The 18374-nt window shown below is 72.0% G+C and carries 16 protein-coding genes; 8 read left to right on the top strand and 8 right to left on the bottom strand.

Features of this window, described 5'->3' with window-relative positions; translation table 11 throughout:
• The first annotated feature begins 12 nt into the window (after positions 1–12).
• Positions 13–333, top strand: a complete 321-nt coding sequence (locus tag ABZX65_RS16780) for a hypothetical protein (RefSeq protein WP_355339587.1) — start codon at positions 13–15, stop codon at positions 331–333.
• Here ABZX65_RS16780 and ABZX65_RS16775 read toward each other — a convergent pair.
• A complete protein-coding gene (locus ABZX65_RS16775) occupies positions 330–1292 on the bottom strand; it encodes a pirin family protein (protein WP_355339584.1) in 963 nt (320 codons plus the stop codon). The two genes, ABZX65_RS16780 and ABZX65_RS16775, sit on opposite strands and share 4 nt — an antisense overlap.
• Before the next feature lie 246 nt (positions 1293–1538).
• Positions 1539–1922, bottom strand: coding sequence for an SseB family protein (locus tag ABZX65_RS16770; RefSeq protein WP_355340130.1), 384 nt, complete (start codon positions 1920–1922; stop codon positions 1539–1541).
• Positions 1923–2118: 196 nt separating this feature from the next.
• Between ABZX65_RS16770 and ABZX65_RS16765 the strand changes: the two genes are divergently transcribed.
• The 3 genes from ABZX65_RS16765 to ABZX65_RS16755 all read left to right on the top strand — a co-directional run bounded on the left by ABZX65_RS16765 (position 2119) and on the right by ABZX65_RS16755 (position 5773).
• Positions 2119–3945, top strand: coding sequence for an acyl-CoA dehydrogenase (locus ABZX65_RS16765; protein ID WP_355339581.1), 1827 nt, complete (start codon positions 2119–2121; stop codon positions 3943–3945).
• A 140-nt stretch (positions 3946–4085) separates the two neighbouring features.
• Positions 4086–5378 (top strand): M18 family aminopeptidase, encoded by a 1293-nt coding sequence (locus tag ABZX65_RS16760; protein WP_355339578.1) that lies wholly within the window; start codon positions 4086–4088, stop codon positions 5376–5378.
• A gap of 158 nt (positions 5379–5536) precedes the next feature.
• A complete protein-coding gene (locus ABZX65_RS16755) occupies positions 5537–5773 on the top strand; it encodes a hypothetical protein (RefSeq protein ID WP_188282515.1) in 237 nt (78 codons plus the stop codon).
• A 48-nt stretch (positions 5774–5821) separates the two neighbouring features.
• Here ABZX65_RS16755 and ABZX65_RS16750 read toward each other — a convergent pair whose 3' ends face one another.
• The gene (locus ABZX65_RS16750) at positions 5822–8899 is read right to left on the bottom strand and encodes a VCBS repeat-containing protein (RefSeq protein ID WP_355339575.1); all 3078 of its coding nucleotides are present in this window, start codon (positions 8897–8899) and stop codon (positions 5822–5824) included.
• A 99-nt stretch (positions 8900–8998) separates the two neighbouring features.
• A complete protein-coding gene (locus ABZX65_RS16745; RefSeq protein WP_355339572.1) occupies positions 8999–10906 on the bottom strand; it encodes an NHL domain-containing thioredoxin family protein in 1908 nt (635 codons plus the stop codon).
• Between the two features lie 39 nt (positions 10907–10945).
• On the opposite strand from ABZX65_RS16745, the gene ABZX65_RS16740 reads away from it, so the two are divergent.
• Positions 10946–11440, top strand: a complete 495-nt coding sequence (locus tag ABZX65_RS16740) for an LURP-one-related family protein (protein WP_355339569.1) — start codon at positions 10946–10948, stop codon at positions 11438–11440.
• Positions 11441–11561: 121 nt separating this feature from the next.
• Here ABZX65_RS16740 and ABZX65_RS16735 read toward each other — a convergent pair whose 3' ends face one another.
• On the bottom strand, positions 11562–12365 hold the full coding sequence (locus ABZX65_RS16735) for a carbon-nitrogen family hydrolase (RefSeq protein ID WP_355339566.1): 804 nt from the start codon (positions 12363–12365) through the stop codon (positions 11562–11564).
• 133 nt (positions 12366–12498) lie between these two features.
• On the opposite strand from ABZX65_RS16735, the gene ABZX65_RS16730 reads away from it, so the two are divergent.
• A complete protein-coding gene (locus ABZX65_RS16730; protein ID WP_355339563.1) occupies positions 12499–13323 on the top strand; it encodes a maleylpyruvate isomerase family mycothiol-dependent enzyme in 825 nt (274 codons plus the stop codon).
• Positions 13324–13475: 152 nt separating this feature from the next.
• Here ABZX65_RS16730 and ABZX65_RS16725 read toward each other — a convergent pair whose 3' ends face one another.
• Positions 13476–14810, bottom strand: a complete 1335-nt coding sequence (locus tag ABZX65_RS16725; RefSeq protein ID WP_355339560.1) for an MFS transporter — start codon at positions 14808–14810, stop codon at positions 13476–13478.
• On the bottom strand, positions 14807–15487 hold the full coding sequence (locus ABZX65_RS16720) for a GntR family transcriptional regulator (protein WP_355339557.1): 681 nt from the start codon (positions 15485–15487) through the stop codon (positions 14807–14809). Before ABZX65_RS16720 ends, ABZX65_RS16725 begins: the two co-directional genes overlap by 4 nt.
• 125 nt (positions 15488–15612) lie before the next feature.
• On the opposite strand from ABZX65_RS16720, the gene ABZX65_RS16715 reads away from it, so the two are divergent.
• The gene (locus tag ABZX65_RS16715) at positions 15613–16251 is read left to right on the top strand and encodes a class I SAM-dependent methyltransferase (protein WP_355339554.1); all 639 of its coding nucleotides are present in this window, start codon (positions 15613–15615) and stop codon (positions 16249–16251) included.
• Between the two features lie 223 nt (positions 16252–16474).
• Here ABZX65_RS16715 and ABZX65_RS16710 read toward each other — a convergent pair whose 3' ends face one another.
• Entirely contained in the window at positions 16475–17116 is a 642-nt protein-coding gene (locus ABZX65_RS16710) for a TetR family transcriptional regulator (protein ID WP_355339551.1), read from the bottom strand.
• A gap of 110 nt (positions 17117–17226) precedes the next feature.
• Between ABZX65_RS16710 and ABZX65_RS16705 the strand changes: the two genes are divergently transcribed.
• A complete protein-coding gene (locus ABZX65_RS16705) occupies positions 17227–18165 on the top strand; it encodes a zinc-binding dehydrogenase (protein WP_355339548.1) in 939 nt (312 codons plus the stop codon).
• The last annotated feature ends 209 nt before the right edge of the window (positions 18166–18374 follow it).

Below are 18374 nucleotides of genomic sequence, written 5' to 3'. Positions count from 1 at the left end.
AGCGCCCGCCCGGTGAACTCGCCCCAGGCCCGCCGTGACGGGCTGCGCGTCAAGTCCCTCGCGGACGGCCGCCTGGCCGTCTACGACGAGCGGGCCGAGCAGGGACACCTTCTCGGCCCGCAGTCCGCCGCGGTCTACCTCCTCGCGGACGGCACCCGCACGCTCACCGACCTCACCGCGGCCGTCGCGCGCGTCCGGCCCCCGGCCGACACCGCGGCCGTCCGGCTGGCGCTCGGCGAGCTGACCGCCGCGGGCCTGCTCGACACACCCCTCGAAACACCGCCCGGCGCGCGGCCCAGCGCACCGCCCGGGCCGCCGGAGCGGCCCGGCTAGCGGCCGAGAACCGTGTCGGCGGGGATGGTGCCGAGGCGGCCGGCCTGGAAGTCGTCGAACGCCTGGGCCAGTTCGGCGTGGGTGTTCATGACGAAGGGGCCGTACTGCATCATCGGCTCGCGGATCGGGAGGCCGCCGAGCAGGACGACCTCGAAGTTGGGCGAGCGGGACTCCTGGGTCTCGTCCGCGCGGATGGTGAGGGAGTCTCCCTTGCCGAAGACGACGGCCTGGCCCATACGGAAGGGGCGGGCGTCGGGGCCCGCGAAGCCGCGGCCGGCGAGGCCGTAGGCGAGGGCGTTGAAGTCGGCGCGCCAGGGCAGGGTCACCGAGGCGCCGGGGTTCACCGAGACGTGGATCATCGTGATCGGGGTGTGGGTGGCGCCGGGGCCCTCGTGGCCCGCGAGGTCACCGGCGATCAGCCGGATCAGCGCGCCGCCGTCACCGGAGGTGAGCAGCTTCAGGCCGCCCGCCCGGATGTCCTGGTACTTGGGCGGCATCATCTTGTCGGCCTTCGGCAGGTTCACCCAGAGCTGGAGGCCGTGGAAGAGGCCGCCGCTGGTGACCAGCGACTCCGGCGGGGTCTCGATGTGCAGCAGGCCGGACCCGGCGGTCATCCACTGGGTGTCGCCGTTGGTGATCGTGCCGCCACCGCCGTGCGAGTCCTGGTGGATGAAGGTGCCGTCCATGATGTACGTGACGGTCTCGAAGCCGCGGTGCGGGTGCCAGGGGGTGCCCTTGGGCTCTCCCGGCGCGTACTCCACCTCACCCATCTGGTCCATCATGATGAACGGGTCGAGGTTGCGGTAGTCGATGCCCGCGAAGGCGCGACGCACGGGGAAGCCCTCCCCCTCGAAACCGCTCGGGGCGGTGGACACCTGTAGCGCCTTGCGGGGCTGGGCGTCGTCGGGCGCGCTCACACGCGGCAGGGTCAGCGGGTTCTCTACGGTCACGGCGGGCATGACTGCCTCCTTCGGGATGCTCCGGTTCCAAAGTAGTTGAACACTGAACATCTCGCAAGGCGTGACTATTCCAGCACTCACCGGAGGGGAAGATCGAAAGCGCGGGCGTACGAGCCGGGACGTGCGCCCGTACGGTCTCAGGCGTACCGCCGTCGGTCTCAGGCGTACCGCCGTACGGTCTCAGGCGTACCGCCGTACGGCCTCAGGCGTACCGCCGTACGGCCTCAGGCGTGCCGCCGGGCAGCCTCAGCCGTACATCCGGCGCATCGTGAAGTCGACCATCTGCTCGACCGCCTTGGCGTCGAAGACCATGCGATGCTGGCCGTCGATGTCCAGCACGAAGCCGTAGCCGGTGGGCAGCAGGTCCAGCACCTCGGCGCCGGTGATCACGAAGAACTTGGACTCCTTGCCCGCGTACCGCCGCAGCTCCTTCAGGGAGGTGAACATCGGGATGACCGGCTGCTGGGTGTCGTGCAGCGCCAGGAAGCCCGGATTGTCGCCGCGCGGGCAGTACACCTTGGACGTGGCGAAGATCGCCTGGAAGTCCTCGGCGGCCATCGAACCCGTGGTGAAGGCGCGGACCGCGTCGGCCAGGGACGGCGGGGAGGGCTCCGGATAGCCACCGGGCATGGGTGCGGCGCCCTGGACCGGGCCGGGTCCGGGATTCACGCTCTGCTCGTAGCCGTACACGGCCTCAAGAGTAACGGCCCCCGGGACGAGGAAACGGTCACATCCGACCCTTCCGGGGTTGCTTCTTATTACCGACGGGTAGCATTATTTTCCACGAGTGCCACGACCACCCCACTTGCGATACGGAGCCGACGTCATGGGCCACTACAAGTCGAACCTCCGCGACATCGAGTTCAACCTCTTCGAGGTGCTCGGCCGCGACCAGCTCTACGGCACGGGTCCGTTCGCCGAGATGGACGTGGAGACCGCGAAGGACGTCCTCGCCGAGCTGGCGCGCATGGCGGAGAACGAGCTGGCGGAGTCCTTCGCCGACGCCGACCGCAACCCGCCGGTCTTCGACCCGAAGACCAACACCGCCCCGGTGCCCGAGTCCTTCAAGAAGAGCTACCAGGCCTTCATGGACGCCGAGTACTGGCGGCTCGGCCTGCCCGAGGAGATCGGCGGCACCACCGCGCCGCGCTCCCTGATCTGGTCCTACGCGGAGCTGGTGCTGGGCGCCAACCCCGCCGTGTGGATGTACTCCTCGGGCCCGGCCTTCGCCGGAATCCTCTACGAGGAGGGCACCGAGGAGCAGAAGAAGATCGCCGCGCTCATGGTCGACAAGCAGTGGGGCTCCACCATGGTCCTCACCGAGCCCGACGCGGGCTCCGACGTCGGCGCGGGCCGCACGAAGGCGGTCAAGCAGGACGACGGCACCTGGCACATCGAGGGCGTCAAGCGCTTCATCACCTCGGGCGAGCACGACATGTCCGAGAACATCATCCACTACGTGCTGGCCCGCCCCGAGGGCGCGGGACCCGGCACCAAGGGCCTGTCGCTGTTCATGGTCCCGAAGTACGAGTTCGACTTCGAGACCGGCGAGCTGGGCGAGCGCAACGGCGTCTACGCCACCAACGTCGAGCACAAGATGGGCCTGAAGGCGTCCAACACCTGCGAGATGACCTTCGGCGACGGGCTCCCCGCCAAGGGCTGGCTGATCGGCGAGAAGCACGACGGCATCCGGCAGATGTTCCGGATCATCGAATTCGCCCGCATGATGGTCGGCACGAAGGCCATCGCGACGCTCTCCACCGGCTACCTGAACGCGCTGGAGTACGCCAAGGAGCGCGTGCAGGGCCCGGACCTCGCGCAGTTCATGGACAAGACCGCGCCCAAGGTCACCATCACCCACCACCCCGACGTCCGCCGCTCGCTCATGACGCAGAAGGCGTACGCCGAGGGCATGCGGGCGCTGGTGCTCTACACCGCCTCCGTGCAGGACGCCATCCAGGTCGCCGAGGCGGCCGGTGAGGACGCCACGAGGCTGCACGGGCTCAACGACCTGCTGCTGCCGATCGTCAAGGGCTACGGCTCCGAGAAGTCGTACGAGCAGCTCGCCCAGTCCCTCCAGACCTTCGGCGGCTCCGGGTACCTCCAGGAGTACCCGATCGAGCAGTACATCCGGGACGCCAAGATCGACACGCTCTACGAGGGCACCACCGCCATCCAGGGCCAGGACTACTTCTTCCGGAAGATCGTCCGCGACCAGGGGCAGGCCATGACGGCGCTCAGCGAGGAGATCAAGAAGTTCCTCGCCGAGGCCACGGGCGGGGAGGACCTGGCCGCCGCCCGCGACCAGCTCGCCAAGGCGGCGGTGGACCTGGAGGCGATCGTCGGCGCCATGCTCACGGACCTTTCGGCCACCGAGCAGGACGTCCGTTCGATCTACAAGGTGGGGCTCAACACCACGCGGCTGCTGCTCGCCTCCGGTGACGTGGTCATCGGGTACCTGCTCCTGCGCGGGGCCGGCGTGGCCGCCGAGAAGCTCTCCGGGGCCTCCGCCAAGGACGCCGCCTTCTACGCGGGGAAGGTCGCCGCCGCGAAGTTCTTCGCCGCCAATGTCCTTCCCGGCGTGGGGACGGCTCGGTCCCTGGCCGAATCCGTCGACCTCGGCCTCATGGACCTCCCGGAGGACTCCTTCTGACCCGCCCCCGGGGACTCCTTCCAACCCGCCCCGGCGGGCAGTCCGGTGGTCGCCGGACTGCCCGCCGGTGGTGGGTTGCTCGCGCAGCTCCCCGCGCCCCTCACGGGGCGAGCCATGTGGCCGAAAACTAAGCTGAGGGCATGAGCTCTCAGCGTCCGGCGTTTGGCCGTAAGCACACCGAAGATCTGGCCGCCTTCGTGCAGGCGAGTCCGACGCCGTACCACGCGGTGGCGACCGTGGCGGAGCGGCTGGAGGGGGCCGGGTTCCGGCGGGTGACGGAGACGGAGAAGTGGGGGGCCGAGCCGGGCGGGCGGTATGTGCTGCGCGGGGGCGCGGTGGTGGCGTGGTTCGTGCCGGACGGCGCACGGCCGGAGACACCGTTCAGGATCGTCGGCGCGCACACGGACTCGCCGAATCTGCGGGTGAAGCCGCGCCCGGACATGGGGTCGCAGGGCTGGCGCCAGGTGGCGGTGGAGATCTACGGCGGCCCGCTGCTGAACAGCTGGCTGGACCGGGACCTGGGCCTGGCGGGCCGGCTGACGCTGCGCGACGGCAGTACGCGGCTGGTCGCGACCGACCGCCCGCTGCTGCGGGTGCCGCAGCTCGCGATCCATCTGGACCGTGGCGTGAACGACGGGCTGACGCTGGACAAGCAGCGCCACCTCCAGCCGGTGTGGGGCCTGGGCGACGCGCAGGACGGCGACCTGATCGGCTACCTCGCCGAGCGGGCGGACCTCGACCCGGAGGACGTCGTCGGCTGGGACCTGATGACGCACGACACACAGCCGCCCGCCTTCCTCGGGCGCGACGAGGAGCTGTTCGCCTGCCCCCGGCTGGACAATCTGCTGTCGGTGCACGCGGGCGCCGCCGCGCTGGCCGCCGCGGCGGGCGGCCAGGACCTCACGTACATCCCGGTGCTCGCCGCCTTCGACCACGAGGAGAACGGCAGCCAGTCCGACACCGGCGCCCAGGGTCCGCTGCTCGGCAACGTCCTCAGCCGCTCGGTGCACGCGCGCGGCGGCGGCTTCGAGGAGCGGCAGCGCGCGCTGGCCGCGAGCGTCTGCGTCTCGTCGGACTCCGGCCACGCCGTGCACCCCAACTACGCCGAGCGGCACGACCCGACGCACCACCCGCGCGCCAACGGCGGCCCGATCCTGAAGACCAACGTCAACCAGCGGTACGCCACCGACGGCACCGGCCGCGGCGTCTTCGCGGCGGCCTGCGACACCGCGGGCGTCCCCTACCAGCACTTCGTGTCGAACAACTCGATGCCCTGCGGGACGACGATCGGCCCGATCACCTCCGCCCGGCACGGCATCACCACGGTCGACGTCGGGGTGCCGATCCTCTCGATGCACTCGGCCCGCGAGATGTCCGGCGCCGACGACCCGCATCTGCTGGCCAGCGCCCTGACGGCCTTCCTGGCGGCCTGACTCCGGGGCCTGCTTCCGGGGCCTTCCGGGGCCTGCTTGCGGGCCGGGGCCGCGCCCCGGCCCGCCCGCGACCCGATGCGCCTGCTTGTGCCCCGAGGTCCGGGGTAGGCGCTGCTTCAGAACGCCGGAGCACAACTAGGCCAAAGGAAGCGGTAATTGTGGGCATCGGAGGCTGCATCATTCTGATCGCGGTCGGTGCGATCATCACGTTCGCCACCGACTGGCACGCCAAGGGCGTCAACATGGATCTGCTCGGCCTGATCATGATGGCCGTCGGCATCATCGGACTCGCCGCTTACGTCAGCATCTTCAAGCGCCGCCGGATTCCCCCGACGGCCGACGGCGACATCCCGCCCGTCGAGGAGCGCTACTACCCGGGTGACCGGCGGTACTGACACCAGGCCAGTACCACCGGCGTTCTGACGTGAGGTCAGCCCCGGATCTCAGAACAGCGACTTGTACATCTGCCAGCCCGCGCCGAGCCTGACGCGGGCGGCAAAGCCCGGCTCGCTGTCGCGGCCGTCGTAGCGCCACAGGTCGCCCGCCGCGTCACGGGCGACCAGTCCGGTGAGGTACGCCCCCCGGACCGGCCGGATTTCGCCGACGCCCACGATCGAGTTGTAGATGTTCCAGCCGGACCCGATCTTCACGCGCGGCCCGAAGTGCCCCTTGCCGTCGCCGTCATAGGCCCACAGCACCCCGGACTTGTCCCGGGCCAGAAGCTGACGGCCGTAGCCGACGGATTCGGAGTGCTGCGAGCCGATCAGCAGGTTGTACGTGTTCCAGCCGCCGCCGATGAGGGTGCGCGGCCCGAACCTGCCGTTCCGGTCGGCGGCGTAGAGGTACAGGCTGCCGGACGGCGTACGCGCCACGAGGTCCGCGCGGCCGTCACCGGTCAGGTCGCCGACCGAGGCCAGCGCGTCGTACGCGTTCCAGCCGGGGCCGATGAGCGTGCGCGGCTGGGACGGGGTGAAGTTCGTGCCCGCCTTGCCGTCGTAGCGCCACAATTGGCCCGAGGCGTCCCTGACCAGCAGGTCGTTGACCCGGTCGCCGCCGAGGTCGCCGTAGGGCACGTACAGCGAGGACGTCGGCCAACCGGACGTGGAGCGCGCCGCGTTGACATTGCCCTTGCCGTTGCCCGCGCGCAGGTCCAGGCGGCCGGACGGGGTGAGGCCGAAGAAGTCGCCGGTCCCGTCACCGGTGAAGTCGTGCACGCCCGCGGCGCCCTTGACGACGATCAGGCCGGTGAGGGAGAGCCCGCCGGGGCCGCCGTCGGCCGGGGGCGCGGTCAGCGTCCAGGTGTAGCGGCCGTTCTTGACCCACGCCCCGTCGGCGCCCTTGAGATTCCAACTCGCCGACACCTGCGCGCCCTTGGAGCCGCGGCGGGTGGCGACCGTCCTGCCCGCCTCGTCCGTGACCGTCAGGCTCCAGCCCGCGACGGGCCGGGACAGCGTCCACCTGCCGTACCAGTCCTCGGGGTTGTCCAGGACGTCGACGACGGCCGGGCCGACGTCGCTGCTCAGCACCGACACCGCGCTGCGCGGTATCGAGGTCAACGGCTGCACGTGGAAGCGGTGTTGCGCATCGACGTACGCGACACCGCCGCCGTACTTGTCCACCGTCCACGTCACGCCTCGGTCGTCGGCCAGGTCGCTCGCTGCCAGTTCCGCGAGGTTGCTGCCGACGGCCGAGCCCGTGTGCACGTCGGTGAGCATCAGACGGCCCGCCGTCGTGTCGTGCCGGACGACGTAACCGTCGCCCAGCAGCGCGGTCCCGGTCGGCACCGGCACGTTCTTGCCGGTCGTACGGTCGTGCACCCCGGCGCTGGTGCCGCACGACCAGTACAGCCAACGCCCGTCCGCCTGAAGCTCCTTGGGCACGCATGGCGCGCCCGTCTGGACCGTGGCGCCGTACGTCCGCCGCTCCAGGTCGTACGGGCGGACGGTGCCGGTGGCGCTGCCGGGCACCCACAGAGTGCGGCCCCACAGCGCGGAGGCCGTGACCGGGCCGTCGAACAGGGTGCCGTCGTAGCGGAGGTCGAAGACCTTCTGCCGCGCGGGGGTGCCGGTGTGCACCACGACGTACGGTCCCGCGGCGTCGGTGACCGTGCCGGGCGCGCCGAGGAAGACGGCGCGCGAATCGGTCGGGGACGGCGGCTGGGGCACGGTGATGATGTTGGCGGCGGAGAAGGCCACGGTGCCGGTGCCGGTGCCCTGGAGGTGCACGCAGGAGACGCCGGAGCCGCAGTCGGCGGGCTTCGGACCGTAGCTCCACAGCAGTTCGGGTTCCGACACGGCGGGCGCCGGGCCCGCGGCCACATCGCGCCGTACCAGGGCCGGGTAGGGCCGGGTGGTGTCGGAGTACGCCAGCCGCCCGGCGCTGTAGGACAGTCCGTAGACCGTGGCCGCGACCGGCGGCAGCGTCTTGAGGTCGGTGACGGTCGCGTCGGCGCCGTCGGCCGCGGTGATCCGGCGGACCGCCCAGTCGTCGGGTCCTGTGCCGCCCTCGACCAGCACCGAGCCGTCGGGCGCGGTCGCCATGTCCGTGGCGACCTTGGCCAGCAGGGTCCGCGCGGGGCCGCCGCCGACCGGGACGGCCCGCAGCGGAAGTCCCGCGGACTGGCTGTCCGTCGACCGCTCCAGCACCAGGACGCGGTCCCCGGTGACGGTGAGCTTCGGCGTACCGTCCCGGCCGTCGGTGGGCAGCGGCGTCTTCTCGACGGGGGCCGTCGGGTCGTCGAGCCGTACGGTGTACGCCGTCGTGGCCGCGCCGCCGTACGCCAGCACCCGGTCCCTGCCGAGGACGACGGTGGTCTGCTCGGCGGCGGGCACGTCGGCGAGGATCGCGCGCAGCGTGCCGGTGCGGTAGTCCAGCAGGTAATTGTGCGCGGTGCCGGGCGCGGCGCCCGAGGTCAGCCGCAGGACGGCGTGGTCGCGGTTCTGCGCGAGCAGGTCGGGCCAGTCGGGCACGGCGGTCCCCGGGGGCAGCCCGGTGACGGTCAGGTCGGCGGAACCGTCCTTGCCGTCGCCGATCACGTGCAGCGCGGCGAGCGTGCCGTCGGCGGCGGTCTCGCTGGTGAGGACGCGGTCGAGGCTGAAGCCGAACGGCACCCAGCGCTGACCTGCCGGCGCGGTGACCGTGCGGAAGGTGTTGGTGTCGTAGTCGGTGATCGTCACCGACTGGGACGGGAAGTTGCGGATGAGGTGCGCGGACAGGCCGGTGTTGACCAAGGGCGGCGTGGGATCCGGCAGTACCGGGCCCTCGCTGCCGTCCGCCGGATTCACCCAGTGGGCGCCGTTGGCCCCCCTGACCAGGTATCCGTCGTTCCCGGCGGTGATCAGCGGCTCGCTCTGCGGCAGCCACCGCGAACCGGCGGGTATGACGGTCTCCTGCGACGCGGTACCGGACGGCGGACCGTCCGCGTACGCCGTGCCGCCGGTGACGGCCGGGGCGAGCCCGGCGGCCATGACGACGACGGTGGCCGCCGCGACGGAGCCGCGTGTGAGAGCGCGACGAGGCACTCGGTCCCTCCCCAGGTGACGCTCCGCCCCCCGGCGGATCAAGAGTGATGGCCGGAGCTTACTCACCGCCCGGGCACGCCCGTACGGCGCCTGTACGCCTTACGCGTCCAGGCCCGCCAGGACCAGCGCCAGCCGGGAGTCGCCGTCGGCGCCGACGCGGACCGGGACGCCCCAGTCCTGCTGGTGCACGTGACAGGCGGGGTAGGGGTTGGCCGGATCGTCGTCGCAGGACGCGGCCATCGCGGAGACGTGCAGGACGCCCTCGGTGACGGACGGGTCGAGGACCAGGTCGCGGAAGAGGTCGGTGCCCTTGCCCGCGCCCTCCGCCAGGAGTTCCGGCGGGGTGGCGCTGACCAGCAGCCGCGTCGAGGGCCCGTACCGCTCGTCGAGCTTCTGCCCGTCGGGCGCGGTGAACACCACGTCGAGCCGGAAGGCACCGGCCGCCACGTCGGTCGCGTCCCGCTGCGTACGGTGGGCGACGGCCTCCACGCGGACGGCCTCCTCCGGCAGGTGCATCCGGGTCAGCCGGTGCCCGGCGGACTCCACCACGACGATGTCGCCGTCCACGACCACCGCGTCCGAGGGCTCGCGCAGGCCGGTCGCGAGCGTGGTGACCTCGCCGGTCACCGGGTCGTAGCGGCGCAGCGCGTTGTTGTACGTGTCGCTGACCGCGACCGAGCCGTCCGGCAGCGCGGTGACGCCCAGCGGGTGCTGGAGCAGCGCCTGCCCGGCGGGGCCGTCGCGGTGGCCGAAGTCGAACAGGCCGGTGCCGACGGCCGTACGGATGATGTAGCGGCGCGGCTCACCGCCGTCACCGCCTGCCGCGTCCGCGTCCGGGTCCGGGTCGTCGTCGGCGCGCTCGACCCAGCGCAGCGCCGAGGTCTCGGAGTCGGCGATCCACAGCCTTCCCCAGCCGTCGGCCGGGGGCGCCCCCGCCTCGCCGCGCTCCGGCGCCGCCGCGAGGCCGGACGGCTGGGCGAACCACGCCTGCGCCGCGTGCCCGTCCACCAGCCCTTCGTTGGTCGTGCCCGCCGCGACCCGTACGGTCTCCGTCGCCGGGTCGTACGTCCAGAGCTGGTGCACGCCCGCCATCGCGATCCACACCCGGTCGTCGAACCAGGCCACGTCCCACGGCGAGGACAGGTCCACCTCGCGGGCCGGGCCGGACGTCGGGGAGCCCTGCCACCACTGCTTTCCGGTGCCCGCGACCGTCGTCACGTGCCCGGTGCCCAGGTCGACGCGGCGCAGCGCGTGATTGACGGTGTCGGCGACGATCACGCTGCCGTCGGGCAGCAGCGTCAGCCCCTGCGGCTCGCTGAAGCGGGCCGTCTCCGCGTTGCCGTCGGCCAGCCCGCGCGTGCCGGTGCCGATCCGCCGCACCACGCTCTCGGCGTCCGCCGCCAGCTCCACCAGGGCGTGCCGGGTCGAGTCCGACACCAGGAAGTGCCCGGAGCCGGGCAGCGCGAGCGCCTTGCCGGGGAAGCGGAGGTCGGTCGCGACCGGCTCGGGCGGTACGTACGGGCCGTCGCCCCTGCGCAGGGTGCCCTTGGCCGCGTGCTCCTTCTCCAGCGCCGTCACGAGCTGCTCCAGCGCGTGCGCGTGCCCCTCGCCCGCGTGCTGCGCGACCACGTACCCCTCGGGGTCGATCACCACCAGCGTCGGCCACGCCCGTACGGCGTACTGCTTCCACGTCGAGAGCTGCGGGTCGTCCAGCACCGGGTGGTGCACCTCGTACCGCTCCACCGCGTCCACGACCGCCTGGTGCTCGGCCTCGTGCACGAATTTCGGCGAGTGCACGCCGACGATCACCACCGTGTCCCTGTGCCGCTCCTCCAGGGCCCGCAGCTCGTCCAGGACATGCAGACAGTTCACACAGCAGAACGTCCAGAAATCCAGAATGACGATGCTGCCCCGCAGGTCAGCGAGGGTCGGATGCTTGTCGCCGGTGTTCAGCCAGCCGCCCTCGCCGGTCAGCTCGGGCGCCCGGACACGTGCACGTGCAGTCATATCCCCATCCAACAGCATCCGCCGGGGTAGGCATTCCCTATGAAATACGTGGTGCGAGAGAAGATGTTCGCCATCGGTGACGACTACTGGATCGAGGACGAGCACGGCCGCAGGGCCTTCTACGTCGACGGGAAGGTCCTCCGGATCCGCGACACCCTCGAACTCCAGGACCCGGACGGCAACGAGGTCGCCGTCATCCGCAAGAAGCTGGTGTCCCTGCGGGACGCCATGACCATCGAGCGCGACGGCGACGTCCTCGTCACCGTCCGCAAGAAGCGCCTCCACCTGCTCCGCGACGTCTTCCGCGCCGAGCTCGCCTCCGGCGAGGAACTCGAAGTGCGCGGCGACATCATCGACAAGGAGTTCGACATCGAGTACGAGGGGGAGCGCCTCGCGCGCATCTCCCGCAAGTGGTTCACCCTCCGTGACGCCTACGCCATCGACATCGAGCGCGAGGACGCCGATGCCGCGATGCTGATCGCGGTGGCGGTGTGCGTCGACCGCATGGTCGACAAGGAGCACGAGGACGAATAGCCCTGCGCAGGGCGGCGACCCGGTCTTTCCGGGGCGCCGCCCCTGTGCCCGAACCTCGCGCGGGTGGGTGCCCGCAGCGCCCCTGAAAGATCGGCGGGCCCTTCTCGCGGCCGGACAGGCCCTAGCGGGGCTTCGGGGTGGGGACTCCGAGGACGCGGTCGCGGAGGACGGGGAAATCGGCGCGGGTGACGTCCACGCGGAAGACGTCGACCTCGGCGGAGAGCGCCTGCTCGGCGGGCCCGGCCTCGGCGACGATCTCACCCCAGGGATCGACGATCATGCTGTGCCCGGCCTGCTCCACCCCGGCGTGGGTGCCGGCCGTCCCGCAGGCGAGGACGTACGCCTGGGACTCGACGGCGCGGGCGCGCACCAGCAGCCGCCAGTGGGCGAGCCGCCGCGCGGGCCAGCCCGCCGGAACGACCAGCGTCTGCGCCCCGGCGTCGAGCAGCAGCCGGAACTGCTCGGGAAAGCGCAGGTCGTAGCAGGTGGCGAGGCCGAGGACGGTGCCGGGGACGCGGGCGGTGACGATGTCGTGCCCGGAGGACATGAGGACGGCCTCGCCCTGGTCGAAGCCGAAGCGGTGGATCTTGCGGTAGACGGCCGCGAGAGCGCCGTCGGGGGAGAAGAGCAGCGAGGTGTTGAACAATTCGCCGCCGACGACGTCGCGTTCGACGATCGACCCCGCGTGCAACCACACCCCGGCGTCGCGCGCCGCCGCGCTCATCACCTCGGCGGTCGGGCCGCCGTCCGCCGTCTCGGCCTCGGCCGCGAAGTCCTCCGCGGCGAAGGCGCCGACCGGCCACAGTTCGGGCAGCACGACAAGATCCGCGTCCGCGTGGGCACGTACCATCGCTGCCACACGGTCGCGCCGCGAGGCGACCGATTCCCTCTGGTCCACGTCGATCTGAAGAAGCGTTGCGCGCACTCGGACACCGCCCATACGTTGGGTCGTCAAGCCGGGCCTACCATCGTCACTCGAAAGCACTGCGTGGGCGCCCGCGCGCAGCGTAACTTAGGCGCCAACCGCCACGACCGCGCACCGACCGTCGAGGGGTCCCGTGACCGTCCACAGCAAGCTCCAGCCGTATATCGACGCCTGGACCCACTCCATAGAATCCGTCAACGAACTGGTGACGCCGCTGCCCGACGGCGCGTGGAACCGCCACACCGAGTGCCCGTACTGGTCGGTCCGCGATGTCGTGTCCCACATCATCGGCTTCGAGTGCGAGCTGCTGGGCGACCCGCGCCCCATCCACACACTTCCCAGCGACCTCCGGCACATCACCAGCGAGACGGCCCGCTACACGGAGGTCCCGGTCGACATCCGCCGCCACCACACGGCGCCGGAGATGACGTCCGAGCTGGAGTACACGATCATCCGCCGCTCGCGGCAGCTCAGGAACGAGTCGCGGCAGCCGGACGCCGAGGTCCGCGCGATCGGCGGCGGCGAGGTCACCCTGGAGGAACAGCTCTGGGGCCGCGTCTTCGACGTGTGGGTGCACGAGCAGGATCTGCGCCGGGCCCTCGACGCCCCGGGCAACCTCGCCTCCCCCGCGGCCGTTCTGGCCCGTGACTACCTCCTGCGCTCGCTGCCGAAGCTGGTCGCCGAGGACGCGGGCGCCAAGCCGGGCTCCGCGGTCGTCTTCGACGTGCACGGACCGCTGGAGTTCATGCGGACCGTACGGGTGAACGCCGAGGGCCACGGCAGCATCGACTCGGCCGTCTCGCTCGGTCCGGCCGTCACCTTCGTCGTGGACTGGGAGACGTTCCTGCGGCTGCTCACCGGCCGGGCGCGTCCGGCCGCGCTCGCCGACCAGCTCAAGATCGAGGGCGACCGGCAACTGGCTGACGCGATCCTGTCGCACATCGCGGTCACGAAGTAGCGCCCGGCGCCTCGGGCGCCGTTCCCGGATCGCACCGTTCCCGGATCATGGCGTTCCCGGATCGCGCCGTTCCCGGATCACCGCGCGCCCGAATCACGGCGCGCCCGCCATGAACCCCGCCGCCGTACAGCGTCGTACGGCCGCGCCGGGCGTCAGTCGGAGGTGACCGCCGCCGGCAGGCGGTGCACGCTCTCGACGCGGCTGACCGCGATCCGCTCCCGCTCCAGCCGTTCCGCACGGCGGCGGAGCCGGAGGATCTGGGCGGTGCCGACCGCCTGGAGCACGAAGACGCTGCTCCAGGCGATCCGGTAGTCGTCGCCGGTAGCGTCGAGGAGCAGGCCGACGGCGAGCAGGGTGAGGACGGAGGCAGTGAAGCCGCCGATGTTGACGATCCCGGAGGCGGTGCCGAAGCGCTCGGGCGGGTTGGCTGGGCGGGCGAAGTCGAAGCCGATCATCGAGGCGGGCCCGCAGGCGCCGAGGACGACGCACAGGGCGACCAGCAGCCACATCGGGTCCTGGCCGTGGCCGCCGCCCCAGGCGAGCGTCGTGGCCCAGGCGGCGGCGGTGGCCGCGATCACGCCGAGGGTGAGCGGCATGCGGGCGCCGTGGTGGCGGGAGATGAGCTGCCCGAAGACCATGCCGAAGAACATGTTGGCGACGACGACGAGCGTGAGCAGCCCGCCCGCCGCGCCGCGCGAGAGCCCCTGGTCCTCGACGAGGTACGGCAGCCCCCACAGCAGCAGGAACACCATGCCGGAGAACTGGGTGGTGAAGTGCGTCCACATGCCCAGGCGCGTGCCGGGCTCGGCCCAGGAGGCGGCGATCTGGCGGCGTACGTACGTCAGGCCCGCGTGTTCGGCGGGCGCGGGTTCGTATCCCTCGGGATGGTCCTTGAGGAAGAGGGCGACCAGGACGAGGACGAGCGCGCCGACCAGGGCGGTGCCGAGGAAGGTCGGGGTCCAGCCCGCCGAGTGCAGGACGCGGGAGAGGACGACGGTCGAGACGAGGTTGCCCGCGACGCCGAACAGGGCGGCGCCCTGGGCGATCATCGGGCCGCGTCTGGCGGGGAACCAGCGCGAGCCGAGCCGCAGCACGCTCACGAAGGTCATGGCGTCGCCGCAGCCCAGCACGGCGCGGGCGCCGAGGGCCATGCCGTACGAGTGGGACAGCGCGAACGCCCCCTGGCCGAGGGTGAACAGCACGGCGCCGAGCAGCAGGACCTTCTTCGTGCCGAGCCGGTCCACCATCAGGCCGACCGGTATCTGCATGCCCGCGTAGACCAGCACCTGGAGGATCGAGAAGCTGGAGAGCGCGGAGGCGCCGATGTGGAAGCGGTCGGCGGCGTCGATGCCCGCGACGCCGAGGCTGGTGCGGTGGACGACGGCGACGAGGTAGACGGAGGTGCCGACGCCCCAGACGAGGGCGGCACGGCGTCCGCCGGGCGGGTCGCCCGGCAGGACCTTCTCCGCGGCCGGGCTCCGGCTCACGACTCGCCCCTGGCGAGCACCTTCACCCACGAGACGTGCCGGTCCACGACGTCGGCGGCCGTGTCGGCCGCGCCGTCCCTGAGCGCGTCCAGGATCTCGGTGTGCTCCGCGATGTTCTTCGCCACCCGGCTCGGCTCGGCGTGCATGGTGGCCACCCCCATCCGCAACTGACGGTCCCTGAGCTGGTCGTAGAGGTGCGCGAGGATACGGTTGCCCGCCGCGCGGACGATCTCCGCGTGGAAGCAGCGGTCCGCGACGGCGAAGGCCGCCAGGTCGCCGGTCTCCGCGTGCCCGCGCTGCTCGGCCAGGGACTCCTCCAGCCGCGCGATGAGCCGCGGCGGCACCGCCCCGACCACCTTGGCCACGGCGTGCTGTTCCACCAGCAGCCGGGTCTCCACCACGTCGGCGATCTCCTGCGCCGACACCGGCAGCACCAGCGCGCCCTTCTTCGGGTAGAGCTTGATCAGCCCTTCCGCCTCCAGCCGCAGCAGCGCTTCGCGCACCGGCGTGCGCGAGACCCCCACCGCGTCGGCGAGATCCCCCTCGGTGAGCAGCGTGCCGCCCTCGTAACTCCGGTCCAGGACACCGGACTTGACGTGCAGATAGACCCGCTCGGCGGCGGGCGGCGCCTTGACGGCGGGGCCGGGCGCGGCGACGGTGAGAGTGCTGGCATCCATGATGCACGCATCATAGATACAACAGTTGAGGGGACGGTACGGGCGTCCGGGATATGGACATGCCAGGAGCCCGTCGCGCAGGGGCGCTTCGGCGGCGGCGGGCCGCGGGACTACCGTCTCGGAGCATGACTGCGGACGACTGGCTGGCGGACACCCGAACCTCGTACGACACGGTCGCGGTGAGCTACGCGGACTTCGTACGGGAGGCGCTGGACGGCGCGCCGGCCCTGCGTACGGCGCTCGCTCTGTTCGCCGCCGAGGTCACCGGCGCCGGGGGCGGTCCCGTGGCGGACGTGGGCTGCGGTCCCGGCCATGTCACCGCCCACCTGCGCGGCCTGGGCGTCGACGCCTTCGGCATCGACCTCTCCCCCGGCATGATCGACGTGGCCCGCTCCGACCACCCCGGACTCCGGTTCGAGGTCGGCTCGATGACCGCCCTCGACCTCGCCGACGCGTCACTCGCCGGCCTGGTCGCCTTCTGGTCGCTGATCCACGTCCCCGACGACGAGGTCCCGGCCGTCCTCTCCGGCTTCCACCGCGTCCTGCGCCCCGGCGCCCCGCTGCTGACCGGCTTCCACACCGGCTCCGTCTCCCGCCTCAAGACGGAGGGCTACGGCGGCCACCCCATGAAGGTCCACGTCCACAAACGCCCGCCCGCCCGGATGACCGCCTGGCTCCAGGAGGCCGGTTTCACGGTCGCGACCGAAACCCTCATCGCCCCCGACTCCCCCACCCCCGCCGCCCTCCTCCTCGCCCACCCCTGACTCCCGCGGCGGCCATCCGGCTCCGCGTCCCCGTGCATCCGGCGGTAAAAGAGCAGGTCACAGCACCGATCTACCAGTCCGGGAGAAAGTAGTAGATCAGCGGTAGTCAAGCGGTCCTGATGTCCCTCGCGCTTCGGCTGGCTCGCGCTCACCGTCGCAATACGGCCGCCGCCGCGGGACAAGGGGACTGAAGGAGGTCGCCAAGCGGCGGCGGAGCCTCCGTTCAGCCTCGCGTCACGCCGTCCAGGACGGCCTGGAAGGCGTCGGTGACCGGGCGCAGGTCCCGGTCGAGCTCGTCGATGTCGACCGCTTCGGCCCCGGCGTCGTCCCCGCGCGCCTCCGCCGCCCCGGCCCACCGCCTGAGCACCGCGACGTAGGCCGCCTGTACGGCGCCGCCGATCGCCGCCGGGACGGGGTCGCCCGCGTCGAGGCCGGTGCGCCCGGCCGCGTACCCGCTCACCGTCTCGCCCCATACGCGCCAGTGCGCGGCGGCCTCCGCGACGAGCGCGGGGTCCCGGTCGAGCACGCGGAAGCGGTCGAGCCACGAGTCCGGCGCCGCCGCCTGCGAAAGCCGCGTGGACCGGACGACCGCCGACCGTACGGCCGTCATGACGGGTACGTCGTCGGCGTCACGAAGGGCGGCCCGCAGCCGCTCGACCGCGCGGTCGAACTCGCCCCACACGATCCCCGCCTTCGACCCGAAGTAGCGGAAGAGCGTCGAGCGCCCGACACCGCCCGCGGCCATGATCGCCTGGAGCGTCGTCGCCTCGTAGCCGTCGCGAAGCAGCAGGTCGAAGGCGACTTCCTCCAGGGCTTCGCGGGTCGAGGCGGGCGGTCGCCCGCGGCTCCTTCGGGAGGTGGTCATCGCCCGAGCGTAGTGGAGGAGTATTTTTGGGATGAGGTACCAATATTCTTCCGGGTGACCGCCGACATCAGCGCGGCCCCGCCGGGAGCCCACCGTCCAAGGAGCGGAAAATGCGCGCATGGCAGTTCACCGACATCGGCAAGCCCCTCACCCTCAGTGAGGTCCCGGCCCCGGCACCGGGCGCGGACGAACTCGTCGTGCACGTCCGCGCGGCCGGGCTGTGCCACAGCGACGTCGGGTTTCTCGACGGCACACTGACGCCGCTGCTCCCGTTCCGGCCGATCACACTGGGCCACGAGATCGCGGGGGTCGTCTCCGCCGTGGGCTCGGACGTGACGCGGTTCACCGTGGGCCAGAAGGTCGTCATCCCGGCCGCCATCGAGGGTCCCGGCACATCGAAGAACGGCGGATTCGCGGACGAGGTCGTCGTCCTCGAACGGCTCGTCGTCGCGCTGCCGGACGGGGTGCCGTTCGACCAGGCGGCAGCCGCCACCGACGCCGGGCTCACCTCGTACCACGCGGTCTCCGTGCAGGGGAGGGTCACCGCCGGCTCCCGCGTCGGGATCATCGGCCTCGGCGGGCTCGGCTCGCTCGGCGCCCAGACCGCGCTCGCGCTCGGCGCGACGGTGTTCGTCGCCGAGAAGAACGAGCGCGTGCACGACTTCGCCCGCTCGCTCGGCGCGGAGAAGGTCGCGGGCGACATCACCGACTTCGCGGGCGAGAACCTCGACGTGGTCGTCGACTTCGCCGGGTTCGGGACGACCACCGACGGCGCGATCCACTCCGTACGCCGGGGCGGCCGTATCGTCCAGGTCGGCCTCGGCCGCGCGCGCGGCGAGATCGACCTTCAGGCGCTCACCCTGAACGAGGTCGAACTCGTCGGCTCCCAGGCCGGATCGAAGGAGGACTGCGCGGCGGTGCTCGACCTCGTCGCCGAGGGGAAGCTGTCGTCGCGGGTCACCGAGATCGGATTCGAGGAGATCGGCGAGGGTGTCGGGCGGCTGGAGCGCGGCGAGGTGATCGGACGGCTGGTCGCCGTCTTCGGGTGATGTCGTCCCGGACGGACAGAGGGCGCGACGGACGGAGGGGCAGACGGGCGCGAGGCGGCGGGCGGCGGACGGACGGACGCGAGGCGGCGGGCGGCGGGCGGCGGGCGGCTCAACGGCCGCCGCCCGCCGTACTGTGGGGGCGGGCGCCCCGTGCGTCAGAGGGGGGTCATCGGGGTGGCGTGCACGCGCGGCGTCTGCGGTTCGTGGCC

It is taken from the genome of Streptomyces sp. NPDC003300 (assembly GCF_040610915.1).
GTDB lineage: Bacteria > Actinomycetota > Actinomycetes > Streptomycetales > Streptomycetaceae > Actinacidiphila.
Note: the sequence above shows the minus strand (reverse complement) of the source record. Positions and strands in the feature narration are given on the sequence as shown.

Excerpts from the sequence above, each read along its gene's own strand:
- ABZX65_RS16775 (WP_355339584.1), bottom strand. The coding sequence starts at position 1,292 with ATGCCCGCCGTGACCGTAGAGAACCCGCTGACCCTGCCGCGTGTGAGC.
- ABZX65_RS16770 (WP_355340130.1), bottom strand. The coding sequence starts at position 1,922 with ATGCCCGGTGGCTATCCGGAGCCCTCCCCGCCGTCCCTGGCCGACGCG.
- ABZX65_RS16765 (WP_355339581.1), top strand. The coding sequence starts at position 2,119 with ATGGGCCACTACAAGTCGAACCTCCGCGACATCGAGTTCAACCTCTTC.
- ABZX65_RS16760 (WP_355339578.1), top strand. The coding sequence starts at position 4,086 with ATGAGCTCTCAGCGTCCGGCGTTTGGCCGTAAGCACACCGAAGATCTG.
- ABZX65_RS16745 (WP_355339572.1), bottom strand. The coding sequence starts at position 10,906 with ATGACTGCACGTGCACGTGTCCGGGCGCCCGAGCTGACCGGCGAGGGC.
- ABZX65_RS16740 (WP_355339569.1), top strand. The coding sequence starts at position 10,946 with ATGAAATACGTGGTGCGAGAGAAGATGTTCGCCATCGGTGACGACTAC.
- ABZX65_RS16720 (WP_355339557.1), bottom strand. The coding sequence starts at position 15,487 with ATGGATGCCAGCACTCTCACCGTCGCCGCGCCCGGCCCCGCCGTCAAG.
- ABZX65_RS16715 (WP_355339554.1), top strand. The coding sequence starts at position 15,613 with ATGACTGCGGACGACTGGCTGGCGGACACCCGAACCTCGTACGACACG.
- ABZX65_RS16710 (WP_355339551.1), bottom strand. The coding sequence starts at position 17,116 with ATGACCACCTCCCGAAGGAGCCGCGGGCGACCGCCCGCCTCGACCCGC.
- ABZX65_RS16705 (WP_355339548.1), top strand. The coding sequence starts at position 17,227 with ATGCGCGCATGGCAGTTCACCGACATCGGCAAGCCCCTCACCCTCAGT.